The 12,767-nt window shown below is 68.9% G+C and carries 6 protein-coding genes; 4 read left to right on the top strand and 2 right to left on the bottom strand.

Annotation, left to right across the window (positions count from 1 at the left end):
- Positions 1 to 11: 11 nt before the first annotated feature.
- The gene (locus EES48_RS10875) at positions 12 to 2,429 is read right to left on the bottom strand and encodes a DNA translocase FtsK (protein WP_122466689.1); all 2,418 of its coding nucleotides are present in this window, start codon (positions 2,427 to 2,429) and stop codon (positions 12 to 14) included.
- A gap of 156 nt (positions 2,430 to 2,585) precedes the next feature.
- On the opposite strand from EES48_RS10875, the gene EES48_RS10870 reads away from it, so the two are divergent.
- The 4 genes from EES48_RS10870 (at position 2,586) to EES48_RS10855 (ending at position 9,133) form a co-directional block, all read left to right on the top strand.
- Positions 2,586 to 5,387, top strand: a complete 2,802-nt coding sequence (locus EES48_RS10870) for a M16 family metallopeptidase (protein WP_122466686.1) — start codon at positions 2,586 to 2,588, stop codon at positions 5,385 to 5,387.
- 134 nt (positions 5,388 to 5,521) lie between these two features.
- Entirely contained in the window at positions 5,522 to 7,216 is a 1,695-nt protein-coding gene (locus tag EES48_RS10865; RefSeq protein ID WP_122466684.1) for an MFS transporter, read from the top strand.
- Positions 7,217 to 7,253: 37 nt separating this feature from the next.
- Positions 7,254 to 8,702, top strand: a complete 1,449-nt coding sequence (locus EES48_RS10860; RefSeq protein WP_122466681.1) for an NAD-dependent succinate-semialdehyde dehydrogenase — start codon at positions 7,254 to 7,256, stop codon at positions 8,700 to 8,702.
- Positions 8,699 to 9,133 (top strand): hypothetical protein, encoded by a 435-nt coding sequence (locus tag EES48_RS10855; RefSeq protein ID WP_122466679.1) that lies wholly within the window; start codon positions 8,699 to 8,701, stop codon positions 9,131 to 9,133. Before EES48_RS10860 ends, EES48_RS10855 begins: the two co-directional genes overlap by 4 nt.
- Here the strand turns inward: EES48_RS10855 and EES48_RS10850 are convergent.
- Positions 9,130 to 12,738 (bottom strand): hydantoinase B/oxoprolinase family protein, encoded by a 3,609-nt coding sequence (locus tag EES48_RS10850; protein WP_122466676.1) that lies wholly within the window; start codon positions 12,736 to 12,738, stop codon positions 9,130 to 9,132. The genes EES48_RS10855 and EES48_RS10850 overlap by 4 nt on opposite strands.
- Positions 12,739 to 12,767: the final 29 nt, after the last annotated feature.

Below are 12,767 nucleotides of genomic sequence, written 5' to 3'. Positions count from 1 at the left end.
ATAGCGACTTCTTAGACAGGCGGAGGCGCCAGCACATCCCGCTTGCCGGCGTGGTTGGCGGGGCTGACCACGCCTTCCTGCTCCATGCGCTCGATCAGGGTGGCGGCGCGGTTATAGCCGATCTGGAGACGGCGCTGGACATAGCTGGTCGAGGCCTTGCGGTCCCGCGTCACCACCGCCACGGCCTGGTCATAGAGGTCGTCGCCGGACGAGCCATTGCCGCCGCCCAGATCGCCCGATCCGGCTTCGTCGTCGTCGCCGCCGTCGGTGATCAGATCGAGATATTCCGGCTCGGCCTGGGCGCGCAGGTGTTTGGCGACTTCCTCGACCTCCTGGTCCGTCACGAACGGCCCGTGCAGACGGGTGATGCGGCCGCCGCCGGCCATGTAGAGCATGTCGCCCTGGCCCAGCAGCTGTTCGCCACCCTGTTCACCCAGGATGGTGCGGCTGTCGATCTTGGAGGTGACCTGGAAAGATATCCGGGTCGGGAAATTGGCCTTGATGGTGCCGGTGATGACGTCGACCGAGGGACGCTGCGTCGCCATGATCAGGTGGATGCCGGCGGCGCGGGCCATCTGGGCCAGACGCTGCACCGCGCCCTCGACGTCCTTGCCGGCGACCAGCATCAGGTCGGCCATCTCGTCCATGACCACGACCAGATAGGGCATGGCCTCGGGACGAATCTTCTCGCTCTCATAGACCGGGCGACCCTGCTCGTCGAAGCCGGTCTGGACCATGCGTTCGAAGTGCTCGCCTTTCGCCTGGGCCTCGCGGGCGCGGTCGTTGTAGCTGGCGATATTGCGCACGCCCAGCTTGGACATGCGGCGATAGCGGTCCTCCATCTCGCGCACGGTCCACTTCAGGGCGACGACCGCCTTCTTCGGATCGGTGACCACGGGCGCCAGCAGGTGCGGGATGCCGTCGTAGACGCTGAGCTCCAGCATCTTGGGGTCGATCATGATGAAGCGGCACTGCTGCGGCGTCAGCTTGTAGAGGATCGACAGGATCATGGCGTTGACCCCGACCGACTTGCCCGAGCCGGTGGTGCCCGCGATCAGAAGATGGGGCATCCGCGCCAGGTCGGCGACATAAGGCTCGCCGCCGATGGTCTCGCCCAGCGCCAGCGGCAGAAGCGTGTTCGGCTTGTCGTAGTCGGCGCTGGCCAGCAAGTCGCGAAGAAAGACGGTCTCGCGCCTGGCATTGGGCAGTTCGATGCCGATGGCGTTGCGGCCTTGGACGACGCTGATGCGGCAGGCGCGGGCCGACATGGAGCGGGCGATGTCGTCGGACAGGGCCACCACCCGGGCGTGTTTCACGCCGGGCGCCGGCGCCAGTTCATAGAGGGTGACCACCGGGCCGGGTCGGATCTGATCGATGACGCCCTTGACCCCGAATTCGGCCAGCACGCCCTCCAGCATCTTGGCGTTCTGCTTCAGCGCCACGTCGTCGACCATGCCGGTGCGGACCTCGGGCTTGGACAGGATGCCCAGAGGCGGCAGCTGGAAGCCGCCCCGATCGCCGAAGTCGAGCGCGGGTTGAGCGTCGCGGACCTCGCGAGCTGAGGGCTTGGGCGTCTTGAGATCGGCGACCCTGGGCTCCGGCGCGGTGCGGACCGAGGGGCGTGGGGCGACCGGTTCGGGATCGGGCAGCAGGGGCGGGGTTTCGTCAGAGTCGGCGTCGGCGTCCCACGGCGGGGCTTCGGCCTGTGGCGGCGGCTGCGGCTCTCGACGCGCGACAGCGGGTTCGGCAGGTGTGCGCGGCGACGCCTTGCGCACCCCTGCGGGTTCAGCAGCACGCTGTGTCCGGCGACCCACCAAGGCGGCGACATCGCCGAAGTCGCGCCAGCGCAGACCCACCGCATAGCCGACGGACCACAGGCCAAAGCCGGCCAGGACCAGCCCCGCCAGCACGGGCGCGGCGCCGGCGTGGAGCAGACCGAAGCCTTGCGCGATTAATCCTGTGATGCCGTCGCCCCACAGCCCGCCCAGGCCTGAAGCCAGGGGCCAGGCGGCCGGCTCCGGCGGCGAGGACAGGGCGCCCGACAGCGCCAGCACGCCGAGCGCGGCGATCAGGGCCTTCAGCGGCGTCGGCCGCAGCCGCCCCTCGACCGCGCCGCCAAGCGCCCGGGCGGCGCCGAAGGCCAGCCACAGCAGCAGGGCGACCCAGGCGGCGAGGCCCAGGGATTGGTAAAGCAGGTCCGAAATCACCGCCCCGAAGCCGCCCAGCCAGTTGGTGGCGGCGGCGCCCGAGGCGACGTTCCAGCTGGGATCGGCGGCGTTCCAGGACACGAGCGCAGCCAGGGCCAGGATGGCCGCCGCCGCCTGGGTCGCACCGCGAAAGCGCACCATCAGCGGTGCGGACCAGACGATGCGGAAGCCGGTCCAGGCGCGCGCGGTCCAGGCGCTGGCGGTGGCGGTGGCGGCGGTCATGGCGGGGGGCGAAACTCCGGGCGACTAACCTCCCCTTGTGCGCCATGAGGGTTAAGCGGCGTTTACTGTGAACAAAGAGTCATGTTTGGGAGGGTTCCGCGCGCGCGGGCTCTGGCCTACCACTCCGACATCGTTGTTCGGGAGGGGCTTTTCCCCATGACTCTTCGTCGCCTAGCCTTCGCCACCGCCTGCGCCGCCGCCCTGATGACCGGCCTGCCCGCCGTCGCCCAGGACGTGGCCGCCGCCACCGCCGTCGCCGTCCAGTCGCAGTCCGACCCCCTGCCGGCCCTGCCGGAGATCGACATCCCCTTCACCAAGATGGTGCTGGACAACGGTTTGACCCTGATCGTCCACGAAGATCACAAGGCGCCGATCGTGGCGGTGAACGTCTGGTATCACGTCGGCTCCAAGAACGAGCCCGAGGGTCGTTCCGGCTTCGCCCACCTGTTCGAACACCTGATGTTCAACGGCTCGGAGCATTTCAACGACGATTTCTTCAAGGCGACCGAGCTGCTGGGCGCCACCGATCAGAACGGCACCACCAACACCGACCGCACCAACTATTTCCAGAACGTGCCGACCTCGGCGCTGGACAGCGTCCTGTGGCTGGAAAGCGACCGCATGGGCCACCTGATGGGCGCCGTCGATCAGGCGCGGCTGGATGAACAGCGCGGCGTGGTCCAGAACGAGAAGCGCCAGGGTGAGAACCAGCCCTATGGCCGCGTCTGGGACGCCATCACCAAGGCGACCTATCCTGCCGACCACCCCTATGGCCACACCGTCATTGGCGAGATGGCCGACCTGAACGCGGCTTCGCTAGAGGACGTCCAGGAGTGGTTCGGCGACTACTACGGCCCGGCCAACGCCGTCATCGTTCTGGCCGGCGACATCACCCCTGAACAGGCGCGCGAGAAGGTCGAGCGCTACTTCGGCGCCACCCCGCCCGGACCGCCCGTCACCCAGCCCGCCCGCATGATCGCCAAAATGGAAGGCGAGCAGCGAGAGGTCATGTATGACCGCGTCGGCCAGCCGCGCCTGTACAAGGTGTGGAACGTGCCGCCGACCGGCGAGGCCGACACCGACCATCTGGGCATGCTGGGACAGGTGCTGTCCTCGGGCCGCTCGTCGCGTCTCTATCGCCGCCTGGTGCATGAGGACCAGACCGCCACCCAGGTTTTCGCCGGCACCTCGGAAAGCGAGATCGGCAGCCAGTTCCTGGTCATGGTCACCGCCAAGCCCGGTCAGGATCTCGATGCCATCGAGGCCATCGTCGATGAAGAGATGGCCCGCCTGCTTGAAGAAGGCCCCACCGCCCAAGAGCTGGAGCGGGCGCGCACCGTGGTCGGCGCCGGCTTCGTGCGTGGCCTGGAGCGGGTCGGCGGCTTCGGCGGCAAATCGGACCGTTTGGCCGAGAGCGAGGTGTTTCTCGGCGATCCCGGCGCGTGGAAGGAGGGCTACCAGCGCATCCTCGACGCCCGGCCGAACGATCTGACCGCCGCCGGCCGCGAATGGCTGACCGACGGCTCCTATACGCTTGAGGTCGTGCCCTTCCCCGAATACGCCGCCTCGGGTCAGGACGTGGACCGTGACGGCGGCATGCCCGCCCCGGGCGCCGTGCCGGCCGCGACCTTCCCCGCCATCGAACAGGCCACCCTGTCGAACGGCATGAAGGTGATGCTGGTCCAGCGCGACAACGTGCCGACCGTGTCGATGAACATGATCTTCGATGCCGGCTCGACTGTGGATCCCGAGGGCAAGGGTGGTCTCGCTTCCCTGACCCCAGCGGTGATGACCAATGGCACGGAAGATCTGGACGCTCTGGAGATCAGCGATCGGCTGCAACTGCTGGGCGCCTCGCTGGGCGCGGGTTCAAGCGTAAACTCCACCAATGTGTCGATGAACGCCCTGTCGTCGCGGATCGACCCGTCGCTGGCACTCTATGCCGACGTGATCCAGAACCCGGCGTTCCGCCAGGAGGACTTCACCCGGTCTCAGGCCATGCAGGTGGCCAACATCCAGCAGGCCAACCGTAGCCCAGGGGCCATCGCCAGCCGCGTGCTTTCGGCCGACCTTTATGGACCCGACAGCGCTCAGGGTCGTCCGACCTCCGGCACCGAGCAGTCGGTGCAGGCCTTGACCCCGGCCGATGCGGAAGCCTGGCACGATGCCTGGTTCCGCCCCGACAACGCCACCCTGGTGGTGGTCGGCGACCTGTCGCTGGCCGAGCTGCAACCCCGGCTGGAGCGGGCCTTCTCCGGCTGGCGCGCCCAAGGCGCCATGCCGCAGCGCCCGTCGCCGGTGACCCCGCCGCAGGCCGGGGAACGTCCGGAGATCCTGATCGTGAACCGTCCCGGTCCGCAGTCGATCATCTACGGCGGTCGTCTGGTCGGAGAATTCGATCCCACCACCCAGATGTCCATCGACGCGGCCAACAACGCGCTGGGCGGCTCGTTCACCAGCCGGATCAACATGAACCTGCGCGAGGACAAGGGTTGGTCCTACGGCGCCGGGGGCGGCGTCGGTCTGGCGCGCGGCCAGCGGGTGTTCGGCGTTTCCACGGGCGTGCAGGCCGACAAGACGGCCGAGAGCCTGGCCGAGCTGAACCGCGAGTTGACCGAGGTTCGCAACGACCGTCCGATCACCGAACAGGAGCTGGCCGCGGCCCGCGCCAACATCGTCCAGGGCATGGCGGGCGGCTGGGAGACCAACGCCGCGGTCGGCGGGGACCTCGCGTCGATGGTCGTCTACGGCGTGCCCCAGGACTACTATGCCGGCTACGCCGAGGGGGTGAACACCACCACGGTCCAGACGGCCGCCGAGGCCATCGACTTCATCGTCGGCGACGGCCCGACGACCTGGGTCGTGGTCGGCGATCGCGCCGACATCGAGCCCAAGATCCGGGCCCTGAACATCGGCGACGTCCGGGTGGTCGACATCTACGGCAACCCGGTCAGCTGATCGTCTGATCGACGTCTCTGAAAACCCCGTCGCGCCTCGGTGCGGCGGGGTTTTTTCTCGCCCACCGTCGCGGCCCCTCCCCAACCCGAGCCGGCCGGTCTAAGGCTGGTGAAAAGACGATCGGGGAAGATCGGATGGGGACGGATCAGTCGGGCGGCTCGGCGCGCGCGGACGTGGGCGGGTCCGACAAGGATCCTGGCCTGAAGACGGTTGTCACGGCCTCGGCGGCCGGCACCGCCTTCGAATGGTACGATTTCTTCATCTTCGGCTCGCTGGCGGCCGTGATCGCGCGCCACTTCTATGCCGACGTGGGCGAGGCGACCGCATACATCCTGGCGCTTCTGACCTTCGGCGTCGGCTTCGTGGTGCGGCCGCTGGGCGCCCTGGTGTTCGGCTGGTTCGGCGACCGAACGGGACGCAAGACCACCTTCTTGGTGACCATCAGCCTGATGGGCGTGGCGACGGTCCTGATCGGCGTCCTGCCCGACTATGACACCATCGGCATGGCCGCGCCGATCCTGCTGGTCTTGCTGCGCATCCTGCAAGGCTTCGCGCTGGGTGGCGAATATGGCGGAGCGGCCATCTATGTCGCCGAGCACGCGCCCGACAGGAAGCGCGGTTTTCTGACCGGCTGGATCCAGACCACGGCGGCCATGGGCCTGATCATGGCGCTGGTGGTGATCATCGTCACGCGGTTGATCGTCGGGTCAGAGGCGTTCGACGAATGGGGCTGGCGCATCCCCTTTCTGCTGTCGCTGCCGCTTCTCGCCATCTCGCTGTGGATCCGGCTGAAGCTCAACGAGAGCCCGGCCTATCGCCGCATGGAAGCCGAGGCCGGGGACAACGACCGCCGCGCGCCCTATCGCGAGGCTTTCGGCACCTGGCGCAACGGCCGCTTCGTGCTGATCGCCCTGGTCGGCGTGATGTTCGCCCAAGGGGCCGTCTGGTACTGCGGGTACTTTTACACCCGCTTCTTCATGGAGCGGGTCATCAAGCTGGACGTGGCCACGGTCGACCTGCTGGTGCTTGCCGTCACCGCCTGTTCGGCCTTCCTGTACGTGTTCTTTGGCTGGCTGTCGGACAAGGTCGGCCGGAAGCCGGTGATGCTGTTCGGCATGGTGCTGGCGCTCGCGGCCTATTTTCCCGGCTTCCAGGCCTTGGTCCAGGCGGCCAATCCAGCGCTGGCGGAGGCCCAGGTCCGCGCGCCGGTGACGGTCATCGCCGATCCCGCCACCTGCGCGGTTCAGTTCGATCCGGTCGGCAAGGCCGCCTTCGCTTCATCGTGCGACCTGGCCAAACAGGTGCTGTCCAACGCCGGGGTCACCTATGAAAACCGGGCCGCGCCGGCGGGATCCCTGGCCGTGGTTCAGGTCGGCGGCGTGGCGGTTCAGTCGGCAGAAGGGGCCGGGCTCGATGCGGCGGCCCTTGCTCAGACCCGGACGGCGGTCGATGGCCGCATCCGAACCGCCCTGGCCTCGGCCGGCTATCCGGAGCGGGCCGATCCCGAGCGGGCCAACCTGCCGCTGGTGTTCCTGATCCTGATGATCTTCATGGTGGCGGCCACCGCCGTCTATGGTCCTCAAGCGGCGGCCCTGGTCGAACTGTTCCCAACACGGGTGCGCTATACGGCCATGAGCCTGCCGTACAACATCGGCACGGGCTGGGTCGGCGGGTTGCTGCCGGCGGCCAGCTTCGCCCTCGTGGCGGCGTCGGGAAACATCTATTTCGGCCTGTGGTATTCGGTCGCCTTCACCGCCATCGCCCTTGTGGTCGCCCTGATCTGGCTGCCCGAAACCCGGGGCCGCGACCTGAACACGATCGGGACCTGAGCGTTCAGGGTCCATCCCCGAAGCCCAGGATGGACCCATGACCTCTCCCCGCGACGCCGGCCTGAAGCTGATCCGCGAGCACGCCCTCATCGCGGGCGACGTGGTCACGGCGTCCAAGACGATCGCCGTCGACGATCCGGCCACCGGAGAGACCATCGGCCATGTGCCCGATCTCGGCGCCCTCGAAACCGAGCGGGCCATTCAGGCGGCGCACGATGCGTTTGGCGACTGGTCGACTTCGGATCCGCACCAGCGCGCGGCCATCCTGCGCGACTGGGCGCGGTTGATCGACGACAACACAGAGGGGCTGGCAGCCCTGATGTCGCTGGAGAACGGCAAGCCCTTCGCCGAGGCCAAGGGCGAGGTCACCTACGCCAACAGCTTCATCAAATGGTTCGCCGGCGAGGCGGAACGCCTGATCGGCCAGAGCCAGGACAGCCCGCTGGGCCATGTCATCGTCACCTTCAGGGAGGCGGTCGGACCGTGCGCCATGATCACGCCGTGGAATTTTCCCGCGGCGATGCTGACACGAAAGCTGGGCCCGGCCTTCGCGGCGGGCTGCACCGCCGTGGTCAAGCCGGCCTCCCAGACGCCCTTCACCGCCATCGCCCTGGTCGAACTGGCCTATCAGGCGGGGCTTCCCAAGGGCGCGCTCAGCGTCGTCACCGGCGATGCAGCGACCATCGGCGGCGTCCTGACGGCCTCGCCGTTGATTCGTAAGCTGAGCTTCACTGGGTCGACCCCCGTGGGACGAAAGCTGGCCGAACAGTGCGCCCCGACCCTCAAGCGACTGTCGATGGAGCTGGGCGGGGCGGCGCCCCTGATCGTCTTCGCCGACGCCGATCTGGATCTGGCCGTGTCCGAGACGATCAAGGGGAAATTTCGCAACTCAGGGCAGACCTGCGTCTGTCCCAACCGCGTCTATGTCGAGGCGTCGGTGGCCGAGGCCTACGCAGAGACTCTGGCGGCCAAGGTGGCCGAGCTCAAGGTCGGGAACGCCTTCGACGCCGATGTGAAGGTCGGTCCCCTGATCGAGGACAAGGCGATCGACAAGGTCGAGGCGCACCTGAAGGCGCTGAGGGGCGACGGCGCCAAGGTGCTGACCGGCGGCGATCGTCACGAGCGCGGCGGGCGGTTCTTCCAGCCGACCGTGACCCTGGGCGGTGACGACACTCTGTTCCGCCGCGAGGAGACGTTCGGGCCGCTGGTCCCGGTCTTCGCCTTCAACAGCGAGGCCGAGGTGCTGGAGAAGGCAAACGATTCCGACTTCGGTCTGGCCTCCTTCGTCTTCACTCGCGATCTGGACCGGGCCATGCGAGTGGCGCGCGGGCTGGAGAACGGCATCGTGGGCGTCAACGCCGGCATGGTCTCCACCGCCGTAGCCCCCTTCGGCGGAGTCAAACAGTCGGGCTACGGGCGCGAGGGCTCGACCCTGGGCATCGACGAGTACGTCGACGTGAAGGCCGTGACCCTGAACCTGTCATGAGCGAGATGCCCGCACCGACGGTCGAGGACGCCGCCGACGCGCTGCTGAGCGCCGCCTACGCCGGGGACGGCTCCATCTTCGGCGGCGACGATGCCGCGCCGGAGACCCTGGCGCGGCGCAAGGAGGCCGGCGACCTGCTGGTCGCCCAGAAGCTGGCGAAGCATGTCGATGAGGCCCGCACGGAGATCAGCCTGACCAACGCCGGCCGATACTGGGCCCATCATGGCGGCGTGGTCGCCTTCCTGCGCGAAATGCCGCCGACGGCTCGCAGCCGTAATCCGGAACTGGAGGCGCTGCGCTTCACCTACATGCGGCTGCGGCTGAACACCTTCTGGTGGACCTTCGGCCTGGCGGTGGCCAGCTTCGTGATGTCGATCCTGTCGCTGGTGATCGCCGCCCTGTTCGGCCAGAGTCTGATCCCCGGCCGCTAGACCGGGCCGAAGCCACCGCCGCCCGGCGTTTCGATCTCCAGGCTATCGCCCGGCTCCATCTCGATCCGCGCGGTCGCACCCAGCGGCTCGACCGCGCCGTCCGCGCGCCGCACACAGTTGACGCCCAACGCGCCCGCCTCACCGCCCGCCTGACCGAAGGGCGGTACGCGGCGGCGGTTCGACAGGATCGAGGCCGTCATGGGTTCCAGGAACGTGAGCCGCCGCACCGCGCCGTCGCCGCCCCGGTGCGCGCCTGCTCCCCCGGAGCCGCGCCGAATAGAGAACTCTTCCAGCCGCACCGGAAAGCGGGTCTCCAGCACCTCGGGATCGGTCAGGCGGCTGTTGGTCATGTGGGTCTGGACCGCCGGGGCGCCGTCGAAGTTGGGCCCGGCCCCCGCCCCGCCGGCGATGGTTTCGTAATACTGGCGGGTCGCGTCGCCAAAGGTCAGGTTGTTCATCGTCCCCTGGCTGGCGGCCAGGACGCCGAGGGCGCCGTAGAGGGCGTCAACCACCACCTGACTGGTTTCGACATTGCCGGCGACGACAGCGGCGGGGTAGCGCGGATTCAGCATCGAGCCCTCGGGCACGATCAGGGTCAGCGGCTTGAGGCAGCCTTCGTTCAGGGGAATGGTGTCGTCGACCAGGGTGCGGAACACGTAGAGGACGGCGGCGCGGGTGATGGCCAGGGGAGCGTTGAAATTGTTCGGTCTTTGCGTGCTTGTGCCGGTGAAGTCGATTACGGCGGAGCCGGCTTGCGTGTCGACCGAGACGGCGACCCGGACCACGGCGCCGTCGTCCATCTCATAGGCGAAGAGGCCGGGTTTCAGCGCGGAGATGGCGCGGCGGACGGCCTGTTCGGCATTGTCCTGAACGTGGCCCATATAGGACTGGACAACCTCGCGACCGAACATCGCCACCATGCCGATCAGCTCGTCGGCGCCGCGCCGACAGGCCGCGATCTGGGCCTTCAGGTCGCCGAGGTTCTGATCCGGATTGCGCGCGGGCCAGGGGCCGGATGAGAGAATTTGGCGAATGCGCTCCTCGACAATGACGCCCTTGTGGACAATCTCGACGTCGTCGATCAGCACGCCCTCCTCCTCCACCGAGGTGCTGAGCGCGGGCATGGAGCCGGGGGTCAGGCCGCCGACATCGGCGTGGTGACCCCGCGCGGCGGTCCAGAAGGCCGGCGCGTCGTCCGCCTCGGACAGGAACACCGGCTGGATCACCGTGATGTCGGGCAGGTGGGTGCCGCCGTTGTAGGGGGCGTTCAGCATGAAGGCCTGACCCGGGCGGATCGTCGCGCCGCGCGACCGCATGATGGCGCGCACGCTCTCGCCCATCGAACCGAGGTGGACAGGGATGTGCGGCGCGTTGGCGATAAGGGCGCCCGAGGCGTCGAACACGGCGCAGGAGAAGTCGAGCCGCTCCTTGATGTTGACCGAATAGGCCGTGGCCTGAAGCGCCACACCCATCTGCTCGGCGGCGGCCATGAAGCGGCTGTTGAAGATCTCCAGCATGACGGGGTCGACCGCCGTGCCGACGGCGGCGCGGGTGGGCGGGGCCTCGACCCGCTTCAGCACCAGATCGCCGCCGGGGTTCAGGCTGGCGCGCCAGCCGGGCTCGACCAGGGTCGCGGAGGTGGCGTCGAGGACTACCGCCGGACCGTCGACGGCGCGCCCGCCGGTCAGGGAGGCGCGGTCGAGAAAGGGCGCAGACTGGGTTCGGCCGCCGATATGGAGCGGATGGGTCACCTCCGGCTCCGGCGTGGCCGGGCTCGACCCGGCGAGGGCGGCCTCGATCGTCTGTCGGCCCAGGGCCTCGGCCGAAAGGGCTTCGATGACGCGCGGCGTGGCCGGGGAGACGAAGCCGTAGCGGGCCCGGTGCTCGGCGTCGAAGGCGGCGCCCAGGGCCTCGGCTCCCACGAAGTCGAGGCTCAGCGCTGTGTCCGACCCGGCGTATTTGACCTCGGCGCGAATGCGGGTTTCGGTCTGATCGAAGGTGTGGCCCTGGGCAGCCAGAGCGGCCTCGGCCTCTGAAGCCAAGGTCTCGGCGGCGGCCCTCGCCCCGGCGTCGGAACCGGCGTCGAGCGGCAGGGCGACGGTCTGTTGACGGATCACCGAGACGTCGGCGAGGCCCATTCCATAGGCCGACAGCACCCCGGCCAGGGGGTGGACCAGCACCTCGGTCATGCCCAAGGCGTCGGCCACGCCGCAGGCGTGCTGGCCGCCGGCGCCGCCGAAACAGTTGAGCACATAGGCGGTGACGTCGTGACCGCGCTGGATCGAGATCGACTTGATGGCCTCGGCCATGTGCTGGACGGCGATGGCGAGGAAACCCTCGGCCAGATCGAGCGAATCGGCGGGTCGGCCGGTGGCGGCGGCGACCTCGGCGGCCAAGGCGTCAAAGCGCCTGCGGACGACCTCGGGGTCGAGCGGCTGGTCGCCGTTCGGACCGAACACGGCCGGGAACCGCTCCGGGCGCAGACGACCGAGCAGCAGGTTGCAGTCGGTGACGGTCAGCGGACCGCCGCGCCGATAACAGGCCGGGCCGGGATCGGCCCCGGCGGATTCAGGTCCGACCCGCAGCCTCTGGCCGTCGAACCGGCAGATGGAGCCGCCGCCCGCCGCCACGGTCTCGATCGCCAGCATGGGCGCGCGCAGGCGGACGCCGGCCACCACGCTGTCGGTGATCCGCTCGAAATCGCCGGCGTAGTGGCTGACGTCGGTCGAGGTGCCGCCCATGTCGAAGCCGATGACCCGGCGATGGCCCGCGGCCTCGGCGGTGCGGGCCATGCCGACCACGCCGCCGGCCGGGCCGGACAGGATCGCGTCCTTGCCTTGGAACGCCTGGGCGTCGGTCAGGCCGCCCGAGGACTGGAGAAACAGCAGCGGCGTGTCGGGACCGAGCTCCTCGGCCACCTGGTCGACATAGCGCCGCAGCACCGGCGACAGATAGGCGTCGATCACGGTGGTGTCGCCGCGTCCGATCAGCTTGATCAGCGGCGCGACCTGGTGGCTGAGCGAGACCTGGCTGAAGCCGACGCGGCGGGCCAGGGCGCCCAGGCGGCGCTCGTGCTCGGGATGTTTCCAGCCGTGCATGAGGACGATGGCCAGCCCCCTGCAGCCCTCGGCCCGGGCCGCCTCGAAAGCGCGAAGCACCGCCGCCTCGTGGAGAGGGGTCAGGACCGCGCCATCCTCGGCCACTCGTTCGTCGATCTCGACGACCGTGCGATAGAGCGCCTCGGGCTTGACGATCTCTCGGGCGAAGATGTCGGGGCGGGCCTGCCAGCCGATGGCCAGGGCGTCGCCGAACCCGCGGGTGATGGCCAGGGCGGTGGCCTCGCCCTTTCTCTCCAGCAGGGCATTGGTGGCGACCGTGGTGCCCATGCGGACCTGGGCGATCAGACCAGGCGCGGGCCGTTCGTCGGAGCCCAGCCCCAGCACCTTGCGGATCCCGGCCACGGCCGCGTCGCGGTAGCGCTCCGGATTCTCCGACAGCAGCTTCTCGACCGTGATCCGCCCGTCCGGCGCCCGCGCCACGACATCGGTGAAGGTGCCGCCGCGATCGATCCAGAAACGCCAGCCGGGAGTGGAGAGGTCAGCCATGCCCCGTGTCTAGCGCGGCGGGCCAGCCC

The sequence above is a fragment of the Brevundimonas lutea genome, from assembly GCF_003704105.1.
GTDB lineage: Bacteria > Pseudomonadota > Alphaproteobacteria > Caulobacterales > Caulobacteraceae > Brevundimonas > Brevundimonas lutea.
The sequence above is the reverse complement of the archived record's forward strand: the minus strand, read 5'-3'. Positions and strand labels throughout refer to the sequence as shown.